General features: G+C 70.9%; 18 protein-coding genes. 14 read left to right on the top strand and 4 right to left on the bottom strand.

Going from position 1 to position 18,917, the window contains the following annotated elements; all coding sequences use genetic code 11:
* Nucleotides 1-5 precede the first annotated feature (5 nt).
* Nucleotides 6-764 carry an ABC transporter ATP-binding protein gene (locus ABIE65_RS03925; RefSeq protein ID WP_354075646.1) on the bottom strand — a complete coding sequence of 253 codons (759 nt, stop codon included), beginning with the start codon at nucleotides 762-764 and terminating at the stop codon, nucleotides 6-8.
* Here ABIE65_RS03925 and ABIE65_RS03920 point away from each other — a divergent pair.
* From ABIE65_RS03920 to ABIE65_RS03900, 5 genes are all read left to right on the top strand, one after another.
* Nucleotides 763-1,491: an arylesterase gene (locus ABIE65_RS03920; protein ID WP_354075644.1), complete on the top strand. Its 729-nt coding sequence runs from the start codon at nucleotides 763-765 to the stop codon at nucleotides 1,489-1,491. The genes ABIE65_RS03925 and ABIE65_RS03920 overlap by 2 nt on opposite strands.
* Nucleotides 1,492-1,555: 64 nt before the next feature.
* Nucleotides 1,556-2,686: an FIST signal transduction protein gene (locus tag ABIE65_RS03915; protein ID WP_354075642.1), complete on the top strand. Its 1,131-nt coding sequence runs from the start codon at nucleotides 1,556-1,558 to the stop codon at nucleotides 2,684-2,686.
* Between the two features lie 23 nt (nucleotides 2,687-2,709).
* Nucleotides 2,710-3,309, top strand: a complete 600-nt coding sequence (gene thpR, locus ABIE65_RS03910) for an RNA 2',3'-cyclic phosphodiesterase (protein WP_354075640.1) — start codon at nucleotides 2,710-2,712, stop codon at nucleotides 3,307-3,309.
* 112 nt (nucleotides 3,310-3,421) lie between these two features.
* A complete protein-coding gene (locus tag ABIE65_RS03905; RefSeq protein WP_354075638.1) occupies nucleotides 3,422-4,351 on the top strand; it encodes a class I fructose-bisphosphate aldolase in 930 nt (309 codons plus the stop codon).
* 67 nt (nucleotides 4,352-4,418) lie between these two features.
* Nucleotides 4,419-5,768 carry an ABC1 kinase family protein gene (locus ABIE65_RS03900; RefSeq protein ID WP_354075636.1) on the top strand — a complete coding sequence of 450 codons (1,350 nt, stop codon included), beginning with the start codon at nucleotides 4,419-4,421 and terminating at the stop codon, nucleotides 5,766-5,768.
* 9 nt (nucleotides 5,769-5,777) lie between these two features.
* On the opposite strand, the gene ABIE65_RS03895 is transcribed toward ABIE65_RS03900, so the two are convergent.
* Nucleotides 5,778-8,390, bottom strand: coding sequence for a helicase-related protein (locus ABIE65_RS03895; RefSeq protein ID WP_354075634.1), 2,613 nt, complete (start codon nucleotides 8,388-8,390; stop codon nucleotides 5,778-5,780).
* A 133-nt stretch (nucleotides 8,391-8,523) separates the two neighbouring features.
* On the opposite strand from ABIE65_RS03895, the gene ABIE65_RS03890 reads away from it, so the two are divergent.
* From ABIE65_RS03890 to ABIE65_RS03870, 5 genes are all read left to right on the top strand, one after another.
* Complete coding sequence (locus ABIE65_RS03890) at nucleotides 8,524-8,955, top strand: CBS domain-containing protein (protein WP_354075632.1); 432 nt, start codon at nucleotides 8,524-8,526, stop codon at nucleotides 8,953-8,955.
* Between the two features lie 116 nt (nucleotides 8,956-9,071).
* On the top strand, nucleotides 9,072-10,265 hold the full coding sequence (locus tag ABIE65_RS03885; protein WP_354075630.1) for an MFS transporter: 1,194 nt from the start codon (nucleotides 9,072-9,074) through the stop codon (nucleotides 10,263-10,265).
* A gap of 38 nt (nucleotides 10,266-10,303) precedes the next feature.
* Nucleotides 10,304-11,476 (top strand): iron-containing alcohol dehydrogenase, encoded by a 1,173-nt coding sequence (locus ABIE65_RS03880; protein ID WP_354075628.1) that lies wholly within the window; start codon nucleotides 10,304-10,306, stop codon nucleotides 11,474-11,476.
* A 90-nt stretch (nucleotides 11,477-11,566) separates the two neighbouring features.
* Nucleotides 11,567-11,875, top strand: coding sequence for a nucleotidyltransferase family protein (locus ABIE65_RS03875; RefSeq protein WP_354075627.1), 309 nt, complete (start codon nucleotides 11,567-11,569; stop codon nucleotides 11,873-11,875).
* A complete protein-coding gene (locus tag ABIE65_RS03870; protein WP_354075625.1) occupies nucleotides 11,865-12,236 on the top strand; it encodes a HepT-like ribonuclease domain-containing protein in 372 nt (123 codons plus the stop codon). Before ABIE65_RS03875 ends, ABIE65_RS03870 begins: the two co-directional genes overlap by 11 nt.
* 11 nt (nucleotides 12,237-12,247) lie before the next feature.
* Here ABIE65_RS03870 and ABIE65_RS03865 read toward each other — a convergent pair whose 3' ends face one another.
* The gene (locus ABIE65_RS03865) at nucleotides 12,248-13,990 is read right to left on the bottom strand and encodes a gamma-glutamyltransferase family protein (protein ID WP_354075624.1); all 1,743 of its coding nucleotides are present in this window, start codon (nucleotides 13,988-13,990) and stop codon (nucleotides 12,248-12,250) included.
* 183 nt (nucleotides 13,991-14,173) lie between these two features.
* On the opposite strand from ABIE65_RS03865, the gene ABIE65_RS03860 reads away from it, so the two are divergent.
* Complete coding sequence (locus ABIE65_RS03860; protein ID WP_354075623.1) at nucleotides 14,174-16,645, top strand: GcvT family protein; 2,472 nt, start codon at nucleotides 14,174-14,176, stop codon at nucleotides 16,643-16,645.
* Here ABIE65_RS03860 and ABIE65_RS03855 read toward each other — a convergent pair.
* Complete coding sequence (locus ABIE65_RS03855; RefSeq protein ID WP_354075621.1) at nucleotides 16,642-17,226, bottom strand: class I SAM-dependent methyltransferase; 585 nt, start codon at nucleotides 17,224-17,226, stop codon at nucleotides 16,642-16,644. The genes ABIE65_RS03860 and ABIE65_RS03855 overlap by 4 nt on opposite strands.
* A gap of 65 nt (nucleotides 17,227-17,291) precedes the next feature.
* Between ABIE65_RS03855 and ABIE65_RS03850 the strand changes: the two genes are divergently transcribed.
* The 3 genes from ABIE65_RS03850 to ABIE65_RS03840 all read left to right on the top strand — a co-directional run bounded on the left by ABIE65_RS03850 (nucleotide 17,292) and on the right by ABIE65_RS03840 (nucleotide 18,916).
* Nucleotides 17,292-17,759: a DUF1178 family protein gene (locus ABIE65_RS03850; RefSeq protein ID WP_354075620.1), complete on the top strand. Its 468-nt coding sequence runs from the start codon at nucleotides 17,292-17,294 to the stop codon at nucleotides 17,757-17,759.
* Nucleotides 17,760-17,834: 75 nt separating this feature from the next.
* A complete protein-coding gene (locus ABIE65_RS03845) occupies nucleotides 17,835-18,020 on the top strand; it encodes a hypothetical protein (RefSeq protein WP_354075619.1) in 186 nt (61 codons plus the stop codon).
* Between the two features lie 89 nt (nucleotides 18,021-18,109).
* Nucleotides 18,110-18,916 (top strand): hypothetical protein, encoded by an 807-nt coding sequence (locus ABIE65_RS03840; RefSeq protein WP_354075617.1) that lies wholly within the window; start codon nucleotides 18,110-18,112, stop codon nucleotides 18,914-18,916.
* Nucleotide 18,917: the final 1 nt, after the last annotated feature.

Genomic DNA, 18,917 nt, shown 5'->3' with positions numbered 1-18,917 from the left:
GGGCGTCAGCCGCCCGCGGCAGCGGTTTCCGGAAGCGCGGGCGTCTCGACGAGAACGCGGCCGTCGCCGATGCGCACGATGCGGTCGCAGCGCCCCGCCAGCCCGTCGTCGTGGGTGATCAGCAGCAGGGTCGTGCCGCGCCGGGCCGAGAGGTCGAACAGCAGTTCCACCACCGCCTCGCCGGTCCGGCCGTCGAGGTTGCCGGTCGGTTCGTCGGCGAGGAGCAGTGCGGGTTCCGGCGCGAAGGCCCGGGCCAGCGCCACGCGCTGCTGTTCGCCGCCCGAAAGCTGTCCCGGGTAGTGCTTCACGCGGTGGCCGAGTCCGACGGCTTCAAGCTGCGCGCGCGCCCGGTCGAAGGCGTCGCGCCGGCCGGCGAGTTCGAGCGGGATGGCGACGTTCTCGATCGCCGTCATCGTCGGCACGAGGTGGAAGGACTGGAAGACGATGCCGACGGTGTCGCGCCGGAAGCGGGCCAGAGCATCCTCGGACATGCCGGTGAGCTCGCGCCCGGCGACCCCGACGCGGCCCGATGTCGCCCGCTCCAGGCCGGCCACGACCATCATCATTGTCGACTTGCCGGAACCCGATGGACCGACGACCGCCACCCGCTCGCCCGCCTCGACCCGAAGGTCGACGCCGCGCAGGATATTGACCTGCCCGGCACCGCTCTCCAATGTCAAATGGACGTCGGCGAGGTCGATCAGGGGGGTGGGCTGCGTCGCCGACCGCGTTCCCGCAAAGCCGCCGGAGGTCGTCCCCCGCATGCCCGTATTCGAGGCAGAACCCGCGTTTCGCGCCGTGTCGGCGCCGCTCTCGTCGCTCGTTCGCATGGGGCGGGCATATGGACCGGTGCGGGGTCTTTTCAATCTCGCCCTGCTGCTGCCGTTCGCCGCGCTCCTGGCCTGGAGCCAAGTCGCGTCGGCTGCGCCGACGGCGCCGAAGCTGCTGCTGCTCGGCGACAGCCTGACGGCCGGATACGGCCTGCCGCCGGCCGAAGGGTTCGTGGCGCAGCTGCGCGACGGGCTGCGCACGCGCGGCCTGTCGCCGGACGTGATCGACGGCGGCGTATCGGGCGACACGACCGCGGGCGGCCTCGCCCGGATCGACTGGCTGCTGGCCGAGAAGCCGACGCATGCGGTGGTCTCGCTGGGCGCCAACGACGCGCTGCGCGGCCTGCCGCCGGAGCAGGCCTACAACAACCTGGACGCCATGCTGACGAAGCTGGAGCAGGCCGGGGTCGAGGTGCTCCTGACGGGGATGTACGCCCCGCCCAACCTGGGCGCCGACTATGGCCGTGCCTTCTCCGACATCTACAAGCGGCTCGCCGAGAAGCACGACGTGCCGCTCTATCCGTTCTTCCTGGACGGCGTGGCACGCGACCCGGCACTCAATCAGGCCGACGGCATTCATCCCAATGCCAAGGGGGTCGAGATCATGGTCGAACGGCTGATGCCGCACGTCGTGTCGCTGCTGAACGGCGCGGCAGGATGACTGCCGGCCCAGGGGAGCGTCCGGATCCGTGCCGGCGCCCCGGCGCAGACGAGAGGATCGAGCGATGACCAGCGATGCCAGCGTCACCTTCCGTGCCGGCCATGCCGCCGGAACCGCATGGCAGCCCGTGATCCGGCGCTGTCTGGACGATCTCGGCCGCCTGCCGGCCGACGCCAATCTGGGATTCGTCTACGTCACCGACGCCCTGGCCAACGACATGCAGCGCATCCTCGACCTGCTGCGGCAGGAGACGGGCATCGCCGACTGGGTCGGGACGGTCGGCCTCGGCATCTGTGCCGCCGGCCGGGAATATTTCGACGAGCCGGCCGCCTCGGTCATGGTCGCGGCCCTGCCGCCCGACGGCTTCCGCCTGCTGCCGCAGCGGCGCGGCGAGGACGACGAGATCGCCGCCGACCTCGCGCAGTGGATCGTGAAGCACAAGCCGGCGCTCGGCCTCGTCCACGCCGACCCGCGCAACACCGAGCTGGTCGAACTGCTCGGCGACACCGCCGATCGGACCGGCGCCTACCTGATCGGCGGGCTGACCTCGTCGCGCGGCCAGATGCCGCAGGTGGCGACCACGGTGGCCCAGCGCGGCCTGTCGGGCGTGCTCTTCGCGGCCGACCTGCCGATGGCGGCCGGCCTCAGCCAGGGCTGCTCGCCGATCGGCCCGGCGCGCACGGTCACGCGGTCGGAGCGCAACGTGATCCATACGCTCGACGGCGACCTCGCCCTCGATGCGCTGAAGGAGGATCTGGGCGTCTCCGACGCCGGCGGGCTGAAGCGCAGCATCGCCACCATCCACGTCGCCCTGCCGGTGCCGGGCAGCGACGGCGGCGACTATCTGGTACGCAACCTGATGGGGGCCGATCCGGAGGCGGGGGCGATCGCGATCGGCGCCGCCGTCGATCCCGGTGCGCGCGTCATCTTCTGCCGACGCGACCCGGACAGTGCCGAGCGCGACCTGCGCCGGATGCTGCGCGACGTGCGCTCGCGCCTGGAGGGGCCGCCGAAGGGCGGCATCTACGTGTCCTGCCTGGCGCGCGGCCCGAACATGTTCGGTGCGGGCTCGCGCGAACTCGGCATCGTTTCGGAGGAACTCGGCGACTTCCCGCTGGCCGGTTTCTTCGCCAACGGCGAAATCTCCCGCAACCGGCTCTACGGGTATACCGGGGTGCTGGCGCTGTTCGTCTGAGCCTGCGCAGTTTTGGTCCGACCATGCGTCTGTTCGTCGCCATCGACCTGCCGGAGACCGCGCGGCAGCGGCTGGCCTCCCTGGCCGCCGGGGTCCCCGGTGCGCGCTGGGTGGCTGAGGAGAACCTGCACCTGACGCTACGCTTCATCGGCGAGGTCGACGGCGCGACCGTCGAGGACGTGATCGAGGCGCTGGCCGGGGTGCGGGCCGAGCCGTTCGACGTGGCGCTCGAAGGCGTCGGGCATTTCGAGACGGGGCGGCGGCCGCGGATGATCTGGGCCGGCGTCGCGCCGAGCGCGCCGCTGCAGCGGCTTCACACTTCGGTCGACATGGCGCTCCAGCGTGTGGGCCTGGCGCCGGAGGGGCGGCGATACCTGCCGCACGTCACGCTCGCCCGGCTGAAGGACGCGCCGCCGGCGCGCGTCCAGTCGTTCCTGGCCGAGCATGCGGGCTTTCGCGAGGCGCCGTTCCCGGTCGCCAGCTTCACCCTCTATTCCAGCTTTCTCGGCCGCGGCGGTGCGCTCTACCGGGCCGAGGCCGGGTTCGACTTCGACCGGGCCGGCGGTGCCGGCGCGGAGGAAGAGGGCGAGCTCTGGGACCCCTGGCAGACGGAAGGCCGCTGATACGGAGGCAGAGCGGCGGGTGGTTGTGGACTGATCCGCCACGGCTTGCTAGGAACCGCAACGTTTCGAGACCGTATCTGTCCGGCTTAACGTCAGTCGAGGGCACGCACCGATGAAGATCAGCCGCAAGGTGAGGGACATCCTCGCCTGCTACGAAAGCGACAATCCCGGCACCAAGGCGAACCTCGCCCGCATCCTGATGGCCGGCAAGCTCGGCGGCACCGGCAAGATGATCATCCTGCCGGTCGACCAGGGTTTCGAGCACGGCCCGGCCCGCAGCTTTGCGCCGAACCCGGCCGGCTACGACCCGCACTATCACTTTCAGATGGCGCTCGACGCCGGCCTGAACGCCTATGCGTCGGTGCTCGGCATGATCGAGGCGGGGGCCGACACCTTCGCGGGGCAGGTGCCGCTCATCCTGAAGATGAACAGCTCGAACTCGCTGTCCCGTGGCGGCGAAGCACCGGACCAGGCGGTGACGGCGAGCGTCGACGACGCGCTGCGCCTCGGCTGCTCGGCGATCGGCTTCACGATCTATCCCGGCTCCGACATGGCATTCGACCAGATGGAGGAGTTGCGCGAGCTGATCGTCGAGGCGAAGTCCGTCGGCCTCGCGACGGTCGTCTGGTCCTATCCGCGCGGCGGCAGCCTGTCGAAGGATGGCGAGACCGCGATCGACGTGGGGGCCTATGCGGCGCACATGGCCGCTTTGATGGGCGCCCACATCATCAAGGTGAAGCTCTCCACCGACAAGATGGAACAGGGCGAAGCCAAGAAGGTCTACGACAAGCATCCGGTCGACGTCTCGACCCAGGCGGCGCGCGTGAAGCACGTCGTCCAGGCCTGCTTCAACGGCCGGCGCCTGGTGGTGTTCTCGGGCGGTGCGGCGAAGGGCGAGGACTCGGTCTACGACGACGCCCGCGCCATCCGCGACGGCGGCGGCAACGGCTCGATCATTGGCCGCAACACCTTCCAGCGCCCGCGCGACGAAGCGCTGGCGATGCTCGACCGCCTGGTGCGGATTTACAAAGGGCAGGAGTAGCCCAGATACACCATCTGATGCGGGGCATCCGACGGGTGCCCCGCTTCCCGAAACAGATGGTGAGAGCATGGCGGACGGCACCGAAGCCAACCGCTTCTCCGGACGGGTCCGGCGTTATGCGAAGGTCGGCACGGCAATGGGCGGCATCGCCGCCCGCTTTGCCGGCCAGCGTCTCGGCTGGGAAGGCGACCGCGGCAGGAACGCCAGCGAACTGGCGGTCGCCCTCGGCGGGCTGAAGGGCCCGTTGATGAAGGTGGCGCAGATCGTCGCCACGCTGCCCGACGTCCTTCCCCGCGAATATGCCGCCGAACTGAAGCAGCTCCAGGCGGACGCGCCGCCGATGGGCTGGCCCTTCGTGCGCCGGCGCATGGCGGCCGAACTGGGACCGGACTGGCTGCAGCGCTTCGGCGAGTTTCCGCACGAGGCGGCGCATGCGGCCTCCCTCGGGCAGGTGCACAAGGCGAAGACGCTCGACGGAGAGACCGTCGCCTGCAAGCTGCAATATCCCGACATGGCCTCCGCGGTGGAGGCCGATCTCGGCCAGCTGCGGCTGATCTTCTCGCTCTACCAGCGCTACGACCGCGCCATCCAGACCGAGAACATCCACACCGAGATCGCCGACCGGCTGCGCGAGGAGCTCGACTACCGGCGCGAGGCCAGGCACATGCGCCTCTATGGCCGCATGCTGACCGACGAGCCCGGCGTGCACGTGCCGGAGCCGCACGACGACCTCTCGACGGACCGGCTCCTGACCATGAGCTGGCTCGACGGTGCGCCGTTGATGCAGTCGGTGGACGCGCCGCTCGAGCAGCGCAACCGGATCGCCTACAACATGTTCCGCGCCTGGTACGTGCCGTTCTACGGCTACGGCGTCATCCACGGCGACCCGCATCTCGGCAACTACAGCGTCCGGCCGGACGGCACGGTCAACCTGCTCGACTTCGGCTGCGTCCGGGTCTTTCCGCCGGCCTTCGTCCAGGGCGTCATCGACCTCTACCGGGCGCTCGACGAGGGCGACGAGGCGCTGGCGGTGCACGCCTACGAGAGCTGGGGCTTCAGCAACCTCTCGAAAGAGATGATCGCCGTGCTCAACCAGTGGGCCGGCTATCTCTACGGCCCGATCCTGGACAAGCGCGCCCGCAGCATCGCCGACGGCGAATTCGGCATCGAGTACGGCGCCGGCGTGGCGCACAAGGTCCACGCGGAGCTTCGCCGCATGGGCGGCGTGAAGCCGCCGCGTGAGTTCGTGCTGATGGACCGCGCCGCGATCGGCCTGGGGTCGGTCTTCATGCACCTCCAGGCCGAGATGAACTGGCACGAGCTGTTCCACGACCTGACGAAGGACTTTGACGCGCAGGCGCTGAAGAAGCGCCAGTCGGCCGCCCTGAAGGCCGAGGGCCTGCCGCTGCCGTCGTGAGGCGGGCGCCTATTCGCGGAAGGTGAGTTCGCGCAGGCGGGCGAAGGGCGAGTCTTCAGGGTCGCGGCGCGCCGAGTGTGGCCGTTCGGGCCGCGGTGGCCTCGGCTTCGCGGCCCGCACCGGGGGCTCTTCTGCGGGCGTCTCGGCAGAAGGTGCGGTGGAAGCCGCCGCTGTCTCTTGGGGCTTCCGGCGCCGCCGCGGCGGCCGCTTGCGCTCGGTGCGCTCCGCCGCATGGACGGTGGTGCCGTCCTCCTGCGTGCGCGCCGAGTAGCCGAGGGCGGGCAACGCCGCTTCGAGAGCGGCGAGCGGGCAGCCGATTGCCGCCGCCATCGCGTCGGTCGCGGCGAACGGTCCCTGACGTGCCGCGGCGCGCAGCATCGCGGTGAGCCTCTCCAGCCGATCGACCCGAACGGCCATGCTGCCGACCCGTCGCATGCCGAGAGCGGCCCAGGCCTGCGGCGGCAGCGTGTCGTCCTCGACCGCCATCCAGCCGGCCTTGTCCGGGGGCGGGGCGGGCAGGGCCGGATCGGCCGCGCGGCCCGCGGCTATCGCCCACAGCAGCAGGCGTGTACGGGCGGCGCGGCGGTTGAGCAGCGGCTGCAGCCAGACCGAGTCGATGCCGATCCGCAGGCCGAGTGCGGCCAGCCGCTTTCGCTCTTCCGGCGTCAGCGCCGCGACCTGGTCGCGCACCGCGGCGCGCGGGACGACGCCCAGCCACTCGCCGAGTTGGAAGGCGAGGCCGCGCACCGCGCCGCCGACCGAGGAATCGCCCTCGACCGTGTCGCGCAGGTGCAGGAGGGCGCCGATGCGCCGCCGCAGCGTCTCGTTCAGCCATGCCTCGCAGCGCGTGCGGATCTGTTCGCGGTGGTGCGCCTCGAGCAGTTCCTCGGGCAGGGTCTCGACCCGCGGCGAGAGCGGCGACGTGCCCGGCAGCAGGCGTGCCACCGGCGCGCCCTGCCAGAGGATGCGGCCTTCCGGGTCCAGGCCGAGTTCGGCATCCGGCACCGCCGCGAACCGCGCGACGCGTGCGCCGATGTCGCCGCGGAGCACGCGCTGTGCGGCCGCCATCAGCGGCTTGGCATCCTCGCCGACGCCCACCGCCTCCGGTTCGAAACGGAAACCCGTCATGCAGCCCACCTGTTCGCCTTCCACCAGAACCGTCCCCGCCAATGTTACCGCGCCCAGAAGTTCGCCGCCGTCGCGCAGGCGCCGCACCAGCGTCGCGGCACGCTTGTCGACGAAACGGTGCGTCAGCCGCTCGTGCAGCGCGTCCGACAGCCGGTCCTCGATGGCGCGGCTGCGCTCCTGCCACTCGGCCGGATTCTCCAGCCAGCCGGCGCGGTGCGAGACGTAGGTCCAGGTGCGTGTCGCGGCGATGCGCGCCATCAGGGCGTCAATGTCGCCCTCGGTCCGGTCCAGCCGCTCGATCTGGTCCGCGACGAAATCGGCGGGCAGGCGCCCCTGGGGCGAAACGAGATGCTTGTAGATCTGGCCCAGCAGCCGGGCATGGCCGTCGGTGAGCGTCTTGCGGAAGTCCGGCACTTGGCAGACGTCCCAGAGCAGGCCGATCCGGTCGCGGGTCGTCGCGACGCGGGCGATCTCCTCGTCGCGGGAGAGTGTGGCCAGCACCTCCTGGTCCTCTCCCTCGCGGGCCCGGATCAGGCCGGGATGCGGCGGCCTGATCTCCAGGCTGTTGGCGAGTGCCTTCAGGCTGGAGAAATCCAGGCTGGCGTTGCGCCAGAACAGCGAGGGCAGGGGTTCGAAACTGTGTTCCTCGATCGACTGCACCAGTTCGGGGTCCATCCCAGGGACCTCGGCCGTCGTGCCGAAGGTGCCGTCGTTCATGTGCCGGCCGGCGCGGCCGGCGATCTGCGCCACCTCCCCGGAGGTGAGGGGGCGGGGGTTGCGTCCGTCGAACTTGCGCAGGGCCGAGAAGGCGACGTGGCGCACGTCCATGTTCAGGCCCATGCCGATCGCGTCGGTCGCGACCAGATAGTCGACCTCGCCCTCCTGGTACATCGCGACCTGGGCGTTGCGCGCCCGCGGGCTGAGCGCCCCCAGGACGACGGCGGTGCCGCCGCGCTGGCGCCGCACCAGTTCGGCAATGCGATAGACCTCGGCCACCGAGAAGGCGACGACGGCCGAACGCGGCGGCAGGCGCGTGACCTTCTGCGGGCCGGTGTAGGTGAGGCTGGAGAAGCGCGGCCGGGCGATGAACTCCACGCCCGGCACCAATGCCCGGATCAGCGGCCGGGCGGTGTCCGCGCCGAGGAACATCGTCTCCTCGAGGCCGCGCGCATGCAGCAGCCGCTCGGTGAAGACGTGCCCGCGCTCCGGGTCGGCCGCCATCTGGATCTCGTCCACGGCCAGGAAGGCGACCGGCCGGTCGAGCGGCATGGATTCGACGGTGCAGACGAACCAGGACGGGTTCGGCGGGACGATCTTCTCCTCGCCGGTGACGAGGGCGACCTTGCCCGCACCCTTCACGGCGACGATGCGGTCGTAATTCTCGCGCGCCAGCAGGCGCAGCGGGAAACCGATCATGCCCGAGCGATGCCCCAGCATGCGCTCGACGGCGAGGTAGGTCTTGCCGGTATTGGTCGGCCCGAGGACGGCCGTCACCCGTGATCGGGCAGGGGACCCATACATCACCGGAAAGTCGCGGTTCGGCCGGCCGGATGCAAGTGCGCTTATCTCTAACGGCCTGCGGCGGAACGCGTGTAGTCTTTCGCCCGGACCATTCGGGGAGGTCGCCATGACAGTGGCCGCAATACTCCGCTCCAAGGGCAGCGACGTCGCGACGATCGCCCCCGATGCGACCGTCGAGACGGCGGTCGCCGCACTGGCCGCCAAACGCATCGGCGCCCTGGTCGTCAGCCTCGATGGTAGGACCGGGATCGGCATCCTCTCGGAACGAGACGTCGTGCGCGTTCTCGCCGAGCGCGGGACCAAGGCCCTCGCCATGCCGGTTTCGGCGGCGATGTCGGCGCCGATCCACACCTGCAGCATGGCGGACGGCGTCCCAGCGGTGATGGCGGAAATGACGCGTCACCGCGTGCGCCACCTGCCCGTGATCGAAGACGGCCGCCTCGCCGGCATCGTCAGTATCGGCGACGTGGTCAAGCGCCGCCTCGACGACCTGGAGTCGGAGAGTTCGGCCATGCGGGAGTACATCGCCGGGCGGTAGGGCGATCCACATCCGGCTCGTGACGTCGGAGGGTATAGGCGCCGCCCGCGCCGACCGCTAACCTGTCGGGCCATCCCGCCGCGACCCTCCGCCGCCCAGGCCATTTCCTGACTTCGATGTCCCCTGTCCGTCTGCTCGTGCTCGCGTGCGCCTTTCTGGCGTTCACGCTGATGGGGCTGCACGCGTTCGCGGCCCTGCTGCCGCGCTTCATTGTTGAATGGGACCTGACCAACACCGAGGCCGGCTGGCTGAACGGCATGCCGAACCTCGCCTACATGATCGCCGTGCCGTTCCTGGCGATCACCGACCGGATGGACGCGCGGCGGCTGCTGATCTGGGGGGCGCTGGCCAACGCCGCCGGCTATATCGGCTTCGGCCTGTTCGCCGACGGCTTCTGGAGTGCGGCCGCCTACCGGTCGCTGCAGGGGCTGGGCCTCGCCGCCACCTATGTCCCGGGCCTCAAGGCGCTCGGCGACCGCATCGACGGGCCGTTCCAGGCGCGCGCCGCCTCGCTCTACGTGTCCAGTTTCGCCGTCGGCTCCAGCCTGTCGGTCCTGATCGCGATCGGCCTGTCGCAGGTGTTCGACTGGCGCTGGGCGTTCATCGTGCCGGGTGTCCTGAACTTGGCGGCGGCGGCGCTCGCGGTGGCAATCCCGCCGAAGCCGCCGCAGGCTCCGAGCGGCCCGCGGCGGATCTTCAACTACGGCCCGGTGCTGCGGAACAGGCGCGCCATGGGCTGTATCGTCGGCTATCTGGCGCACAGCGTCGAACTGATCGGTGTGCGCGGCTGGACGGTCGCCTTCCTGACCTTCGCCGGCGGGCTGAGCCTGCACGACGGCTCGGTCTGGACGCTGGCGCTGATCGTCACCGGTCTCAACTTCATCGGCGTCCCGGCCAGCATGATCGCGGGCGAGGTGGGGGCGCGCTTCGGCATGGCGCGGACGGCGTCGGTCGCCATGGGGGCGTCGGGTGCCGCTGCCGTCCTCGTGGCGCTGGCGGCGGGGCAGCCGCTGCTGCTTTTGCTGATCCCCGTCGTGCTGCACAATATGCTGCTGCTGGCGGATTCCGGCCCGCTGAGCGGCGGCGCCGTGGCGGCGTCGGATGCGGCGACGCGCGGTGCCACCATGGGGCTGTTCGCCCTGGCCGGTGCGGTCGGCGGGTTCGTGGGACCCGTGCTGTTCGGGATGGTGCTCGACCTGTTCGGCCGCGACGGCCTGACCGGCTGGAGCGTCGCCTTCGCGACCATGGGTGCGGTCGCCGCGGCGGGCGGAACGGTGCTCTGGCTGATGACGGCCGGGCGCCGCACGTGAAACGACAAGAGATGAAGCGACAACGAGGGAGCGGGCACATGGTCCAGTCGGGCGTCTTCAACTTCCCCAGCATGGAGCGCGTCGTCTACGGCCGCCCCGCCGCCGAGGCCGTCCTGGCCGAGGCCGAGCGCATCGGCGCCGAGCGCGTCTTCCTGCTGGTCAGCGGCACGCTGAACCGCGAGACCGACGAGATCGCCAAGGTCCGCGACGCGCTGGGCGCCCGCTACGCCGCGGAGTTCGACCGCATGCCGGCGCACACGCCGCGCGACGCGGTCATCGAAGCGGCGGCCGTGGCGCGCGACGCCGGTGCCGACCTTATCCTCACCTTCGGCGGCGGCTCGGTGACGGACGCGGCCAAGATCATCCAGATCTGCCTGCAGCACGACATCCGCGACATGGACGGGCTGGAGCCCTTCCGCGGCGTCGTCCAGGCCGACGGGACGCGGCACAACCCGGTGTTCGATGCGCCGAAGGTCCGCCAGGTCTCGGTGCCGACCACGCTCTCCGGCGGCGAGTTCGGCATGACCGCCGGCTGCACCGACCCGCGCACCAAGGTGAAGCAGTCCTGGGCACATCCGCAGCTGATGCCGCGCGCGGTGATCCTCGATCCGGCGCCGACGGTGCACACGCCGGAATGGCTGTGGCTCTCGACCGGCATCCGCGCCGTCGACCATTGCGTCGAGGGCATCTGCTCGGTCCAGTCCGACGCCTTCTGCGACGGCGCCTATCTGCACGGCCTGCGCCTGCTCGGCCGCGGGCTGAAGGGCGTCAAGGCCGACCCGTCGGACCTGCAGGCGCGGCTCGACTGCCAGCTGGGCGCGTGGCTGTCGATGACCGGTGTCGGCTCCGGCGTGCCGAAGGGTGCCAGCCACGCCATCGGCCACGTCCTGGGCGGCACCTGCGGCGTGCCGCACGGCTACACCTCCTGCGTGATGCTGCCCTTCGTGTTGCGCTGGAACGAGAGCGTCAACGCCGAGCGCCAGAAGCTGGTGGCGGAAGCGCTCGGCCGTTCCGGCGAGCGTCCCGCCGACGTGGTCCACGAGTTCATCGCCGGCCTGGGCCTGCCGCGCAGCCTGTCGGCCGTCGGCGTCGGGCCGGACCAGTTCGACCTGGTCGCCAAGAACGCGATGCACGACCGCTGGACGCACACCAATCCGCGCAAGATCGAAAGCCCGGCCCAGGTGCGGGAGATCCTGGAGATGGCGGCCTGAGGCTCTGCCGCTGCGGCGGTTCGCAGGGCCGACATCGGCGGGCGCATCTGCTATGAATCCGCTGTGCATTACGGTCTTGGAGCCATCTGCATGCACCCGACGATCAGCGAGCAGCGGGAGGCGGTGGCGGCGCTCTGTCGGCGCTTTCGCGTGAAGCGGCTGGAGGTCTTCGGCTCAGCTGCCCGGGCGGACTTCGACCCGTCCTCCAGCGACGTGGACCTGCTGGTGCAGTTCGAACGGGAAACCGGCCGGGCCGCACTGGACAGCTTCATGGGCTTCAAGGAAGCGCTCGAAGACCTGTTCGGCAGGCCGGTCGACCTCGTCGAGGCCACGGCGGTGCGCAACCCCTATCTCAGGGCGGACATCGCGCGCAGCCGCGAATTGCTCTATGCGGCGTGATCCGCGCAAGTACCTCTGGGATGCCCGCGAGGCGGCGGAGGCCGTCCGAACCTTCGTCAGCGGCAGGACGCTGGAGGACTATCTGGCCGACCTCATGCTCCGCTCGGCGGTCGAACGGCAGCTTGGCATAGTAGGCGAGGCGCTCGGGCAACTCGCCCGCCATGTGCCCGAGATCGCAGAGACGATCCCGGATCTTCCCCGTGTGGTGGCGTTCCGCAACCTGCTGGTTCACGGCTATGCACAGATCGACGACGAGCGCGTCTGGGCGGTCGTCCACGAGAACCTGCCGCCGCTCCTGTCGGCGATCAACCGGTCGATGCCGGATGAAGCCGAGCCACCGGCGCCCGACTGCCGCCGCTAAGCCCCCAGCGCTCAGGCCCCCAGTGCCGAGCCGTGGCGGCGTGGGTCGGCGGCGCCGAGCTTGAGGCCGGAGGCGTTGTCGGCGACGACGGCGCAGACGCCGCCGGCGAGCCATGTCCGGTCCGGCCACCATTCCACCCGGTGGCCGAGCGCCGTCAGCGCCTCCGCCGTGGCCTCCGGCAGCAGCCGTTCCAGCTTCAGCAGGCCGGGATGGTGGTCGTGCGGCTCGAACGAACTGGGGAAGCTGTAGCTGGCGAAGCGCGGCGCATCCAGTGCGGCCTGCAGGTCCATGCCGAACACCGACAGGTTCAGGAGAACCTGGGTCATCGCCTGGACCTGCACGTCGCCGCCCGGCGTGCCGAACGGCATGAAGACGTCCTCGCCGAAGCGCACCATGGCCGGGTTCGGCGTCAGGCGCGGCCGCTTGCCCGGCACCGGGGCGCTGGGGTGGCCGGGCACGGCGAAGGACTGGCAGCCGCGCGAGGAGGGGCAGAGGCCGGTGCCCGGGATGACCGGCGTATCGTTCGAGACGTCGCTGGGTGTCGCCGAGAACACGTTGCCCCAGCGGTCGACGGCGCAGACATAGGAGGTGTCGCGCGATGGCCCCGGTCCGTCCTTCGCGGGCGAGACCGTGCCGAACGGCGTCGTCTCGGCCCGCATGGTGCGCGGGTCGCCGGGGTTCGGCATGTCGGGCGCGGCACGCTCCGGATCGATCAGGCCGCGACGCAGGGCGGCATAGGCGGACGAGAGCAGCCCGTCGAGCGGCACGTCGACGAAGCGCGGGTCGCCGTACCAGCGCTCGCGGTCGGCGCAGGCCAGCTTCACCGCCTCGGTCAGCAGGTGGATGTAGGCCGGGCTGTTGTGGCCGAGTGCGGCGAGATCGTCCGTCTCCAGGATGCGAAGCACTTGGGACAGAAGGGGCCCCTGGCACCAGACGCCGCAGGTATAGACCTCCAGTCCCATGACCGTCGTCACCACCGGCGGCTCGACCGGCGTGCGGAAGCAGGCGAGGTCGTCGGCGGTCAGCCAACCGCCGTTCTCGGCGTGGAACTTCACGATCTTGGTGGCGATGTCGCCGCGGTAGAAGGCGTCGCGCGCCGCCCGCAGGCCGGCGGCCCGGTCGCCGCGCTTCGCCCGCTCCTGGTCTGCCATGTAGCGCAGGGTGGCGGCGAGGTCCGACTGCACGAAGCGCTCGCCAGGCTTCGGCGGGCGTCCGTCCTTCAGGAAGATCGCCGCGTTCGACGGCCAGCGGCGATATTCCGCTTCGTGCGAGGCGATGAAGGTCGCCAGCAGCGAACTGGTCGGGAAGCCCTCCGCCGCCAGTCGGATGGCACCCGACGCGACCTCGCCGAAGGTCATGGTGCCGTAGCGCTCCAGCGCCGTGATCCACGCCTCGGGTGCCGCCGGGATGACGGTGCGCAGCAGGCCGTCGGGGATATGGCCGTCATGGTCGCGCAGGAAGACCTCGGGCTTCGCCGCCTTCGGCCAGCCGCCGAGGCCGGCGATGGTGACCGTTTCGCCGGTCTCCGCCATGCGGATCATGATGGGTGCGACGCCCGCGACGTTCACCACGTCCGGCACGACGACGCCCAGCGCGATGCCGGCGGCGACCCCGGCATCCACGGCGTTACCGCCCGCCTCGAGGATGGCGAAGCCCGCCTGCGTGGCCGCGCTGTGCCCCGCCGCGATCATGTGCCGCTGTCCCTGTGCCGCGCGCAGGTGCGCGCCCGGCCCGCCCAGTCCGATCATCGTCATCCCGCTCTCCTTCCGCCCCCGCCCCCCAACGGGCAGGGACCCCGACCGCCCCCGGCGCAGGAACGGGGAGCATGTGCCGCGCTTTGCTGCGGTGCAAGAGCGTCGGCTGTTAACGCGGCCGGCCGAAGCGGCCACAATGCGCCCGTCGATCGACCCACCCACGCTCGCCCGAGGTCCCGCCGCATGTCCCAGCCGCTTCCCGACCGGGTTTCCGTCGTCATCGTCGGCGGCGGCGTCGCCGGCTGCTCGATCGCCTATCACCTGACGAAGCTCGGCATCACCGACGTGCTGCTGCTGGAGCGGCGCCAGCTCACCTGCGGGACGACCTGGCACGCGGCGGGCCTCGTCGGGCAGCTGCGCGCCACGCGCCGCATGACGGAACTGGCGAAATACACGTCCGACCTGTTCGCGACGCTGGAGGCGGAGACGGGGCAGGCGACCGGCTTCCGGCAGAACGGCTCGATCGCCGTCGCCTTGAACGACGCGCGCCTGGAGGAGCTGAAGCGCGGCGCCTCGATGGCCCGAAACTTCGGCCTGGAGGTCGAGGTGATCGGGCCGGCCGACATCGCCGCGCGCTACCCGATCCTGGAGACGCGTGACGTGAAGGGCGGCGTCTTCCTCGCCAAGGACGGCCAGACGAACCCGATCGACACCACCCAGGCGCTGGCGAAGGGCGCGCGGATGCGCGGTGCGCGCATCGTCGAGAATGTGGCCGTCGAACGCATCCTGGTCGAGAACGGCCGGGCCGTGGGGGTGATGACGGCCGAGGGCCCGGTGCGCGCCGACACGGTGGTGCTGGCCGCCGGCATGTGGTCGCGCGAACTGGGATCGGCCGTGGGCGTGAACGTACCGCTGCACGCCTGCGAGCATTTCTACGTGGTGACCGGGGCGATCGCCGACCTGCCCGCCGGCCTGCCGGTGCTGCGCGTGCCCGACGAGTGCACCTACTACAAGGAGGACGCCGGCAAGATCCTGCTCGGCTGCTTCGAGCCGGTCGCCAAGCCGTGGGGCATGGACGGCATCCCGGCGGACTTCGCCTTCGACGCGCTGCCCGAGGATGTCGGCCACTTCGAGCCGATCCTGGAACAGGCGACGCACCGCCTGCCGCTGCTGGCCAGTGCCGGAATCCGCACCTTCTTCAACGGGCCGGAGAGCTTCACGCCGGACGACCGCTACCTGCTGGGCGAGGCGCCGGAACTGCCGAACCTGTTCCTCGCCTGCGGCTTCAACTCGATCGGCATCCAGTCGTCGGGCGGCGTCGGCAAGGTGCTGGCCGAATGGATCCGCGACCGGCATCCGCCGATGGAACTCGCCGACGTCGATGCCCGGCGGATGATGCCGTTCCAGTCGAACCGGCGCTATCTGCGCGCGCGCGTGTCGGAGACGCTGGGCCTGCTCTACGACATGCACTGGCCGTTCCGGCAGTACGCCACGGCGCGCGGCGCGCGGCGCTCGCCGTTCCACGACCGGCTGGTCGCCGCCGGCGCCTGCATGGGCGAGACGGCTGGCTGGGAGCGGCCGAACTGGTATGCCCGCGACGGCGAGACGCCCGAATACGTCTATTCCTACGGCCGACAGAACTGGTTCGACGCCTGCGGCGCCGAATGCCGCCGCACCCGCGACGCCGTCGCGCTGTTCGACCAGTCGTCTTTCGCGAAATATCTCGTCCAGGGACGCGACGCGCTCGCCGTGCTGGAGCGCGTCTCGGCGAACCGCATCGACGTGGCGCCGGGCCGCGCCGTCTACACCCAATGGCTCAACGCCCGCGGCGGCATCGAGGCGGACCTGACGGTCACGAGGCTGGCGGAGATGGAATTTCTCGTCGTGACGACTGCGGTGGGACAGGTGCGCGACCTCGCCTGGCTGCGGCGCCACGTCCCCGACGGCGCGCACTGCACCGTGACGGACGTGACTTCCGGCCTGCCGATGCTGGGCGTCATGGGGCCGCGGTCGCGCGACCTCCTATCGACCGTGTCGCCCGACGACTTCTCGAACGCGGCCTTTCCCTTCGGCGCCAGCCGGGAGGTGGAGATCGGCTATGCCAGGGTGCGCGCCACGCGCCTCACCTATGTCGGCGAGCTGGGCTGGGAGCTCTACGTGCCGGCCGAGTTCGCCGCCCACGTCTTCGAGACGCTGGTCGATGCGGGGCAGGGGCTCGGCCTCGGTTTCGCCGGCTATCACGCGATGAACGCGCTGCGGCTGGAGAAGGGCTACCGCCACTGGGGCCACGACATCGGCGAGGAGGACGATCCGGTCCAGGCGGGCCTCGGCTTCGCCGTCGCCTGGGAGAAGCCCGAGGGGCCGCTCGGCCACTTCGTCGGCCGCGACGCCCTGCTTCGGCGGCGTGCGGAAGGGACGCCGCGCCGCCGCCTCGTGCAGATCGCGATGGAGGACGCCGGCGTCACCGCACCGCTGCTCTATCGCGACGAGCCGATCCTGCGCGACGGCGTGCCGGTCGGCGCCACCACCTCCGGCATGTGGGGCCATCGCGTTGGGCAGTCGCTCGGCATGGGCTACGTCGCCTGTCCGGAGGGCGTATCGCGCGACTGGCTGGAGGCGGGGACGTGGGCGGTCGAGGTCGCCTGGTCCCGCCACCCCGCCCGCGTCCAGCTCGCCCCCTGGTACGACCCGAAGGGCGAGCGGATCCGGGGCTAGGCTTCGGCGAGCGGCAGGGGCCGCATCTCCGTATCGGTCGGGTGTGGCCGCACCGCGCAGATCCGCTGGACGACCGCGGGCGTGGCGCGCCGGATGAGGCCGTGTTCGTAGGCGACGATGTCGAGCGCCGGGCGCAGCACGTCGAGCAGTTCGCCGGGGCGCAGGAGATAGTCCGGGTTGGCGGGCCGGCCGTAGGCCGCGTTGCCCACCGCGAACGTCTCGTAGAGCAGCAGGCCGCCGGGCTGCAGCAGGCCGGGCAGCTGCGGCAGCAGCGGGCGATGGAGATAGTTGGTCACGACGACGGCGGCGAAACGGCGCCCGGGAAGGGGCCAGGGACTCCCGTCCTCCAGGTCGGCGCGCACCGGCTCGAGCCCGCCCGTGCCCGTCAGGTCCGCCACGCCGGCGAGGTCGCGGTCGACGGCCGTGACGGGATGGCCGAGGCCGAGGAACAGACGCGTATGTCGGCCGCCGCCGCAGGCGAGGTCGAGCACCGGCCCGCCGGGCGAAACCAGGCCGGCGAAGCGCAGCACCCAGCCCGATTCGGCGCCCGCGTGCGGCTTAGGCTGCGTGATCTCTGGCACTTTGTGCACCGCCGCTGTAGGAACACTGTAACATCGACATTCCGACTACCGGCACCCGGCGCGCAATGATCGTTTACAAGCTCTGCTGCAAGAAGGACCACGAGTTCGAAGCCTGGTTCCGCGACAGCGGGGCCGCCGACGAGCAGATCGAGGCGAAACGCGTGGTCTGCCCCCACTGCGGCACGACGTCGGTCGCGAAGGCGCTGATGGCGCCGCGGCTGAACAAGTCCCCTGCGGCACCGGCGGTAATGCCGCCCGGGGGGGGAAAGCCCGCCGGCGGGCAGCTCACCAACGACCCGCAGATCGCCGAACGGCGCGAACTGGTCGAGGCGTTGCGGGAACTGCGGCGCCATGTGGAGTCGAACTGCGACTATGTCGGCGACAGGTTCGCCGAGGAGGCGCGGAAGATGCATTATGGCGAGGTCGAGCGCCGCGACATCTACGGCGAGGCCTCGAGCGAGGAGGCCAAGACCCTGCGCGAGGAAGGCGTCGAGGTGTTCGGCATCCCCTGGCTGCCGCGGCACGACAGCTGAACCGCGGCAGACGGCTCTGGAACGCACCGAGCGCGTCGCGCGTTGATCTGTCGAGGCCTTCGAAAGGAGAGCACGATGGCTCGACAGGGTACAGCCGACAAGACGAAGCCGCAGGACAAGGCGTCGCAGGATAGGGCGTCGCAGGATAAGAAACGGCAAAGCGAGATCGACGAGACGATCGACGAGTCGTTTCCGGCCAGTGACCCCCCGTCCTGGTCGCCGGGCACGGCGGCGCCGCAGGATGACGACGAGAAGCGCTGACGGCACCGCACGCACGCGTGATGCGGCGGCGATAGCCGACCGTACACTCGTCGCCTAGACTGCTCTTCCGCGATGTGGGAGAGCAGTTTTTGATTCCGGAGGGTAGCGGACGTTTCACGATCGCCGTCGAGCGCAGTGGCGGGCCGATCCCGCTGGACGTTTTCAGCTATCGACCGCCCGGCCTCTCGGTGGATGCGCCGGTCTTCGTGGTGGTTCACGGCGTGGCGCGCAATGCCCGCACCTACCGCGACGCGTGGATCGAGACCGCCCGCGCCCTGGGCGCCCTGCTGCTGGCGCCGCACTTCTCGCGGGAGTCCTATCCGACGCCGCGGGAGTTCGAGGTGGGCGGCATGCGCGACGCCGAGCGGCGCGCGCTGCCGCGGCCGGTCTGGACGTATCATGCGATCGAGAGACTGTTCGACGAAGCGCGGGCTTCCCTCGGCCTCGCAACCGACGCCTACCTGCTCTACGGCCACTCGGCCGGGGGACAGTTCGTGCACCGGATGGTCACGTTCATGCCTGAGGCGCGCATCGGCGCGGCCGTCGCCGCCAATGCCGGCTGCTACACGATGCCGTGGCCGGACGAGCGGTTTCCCTACGGGCTGGGCGACATGGCGGTGGAGGCCGATCTGCGATCCGCCTTCGCGCGGCGGCTTACCATCCTGCTCGGCGAGCGGGACGACGATCCAGACCACGGCCAGCTGCTGAAGTCGCCCGAAGCGATGCGCCAGGGGCCGCACCGGCTGGCGCGCGGACGCTACTATTTCCGCCATGCGCGCGAGACGGCCGCGGCACTGGGGGCGCCGTTCGACTGGCGGCTGGCGACGGTGCCGGACATCGGCCACTCGAACGCGCGCCTGGCGCCGCACGCCGGCCGCCTGCTGCTGGAGCCGTAGC

Origin of the sequence: Constrictibacter sp. MBR-5, assembly GCF_040549485.1 — a bacterium.
Classification (GTDB): Bacteria; Pseudomonadota; Alphaproteobacteria; order JAJUGE01; family JAJUGE01; genus Constrictibacter.
Note: the sequence above shows the minus strand (reverse complement) of the source record. Positions and strands in the feature narration are given on the sequence as shown.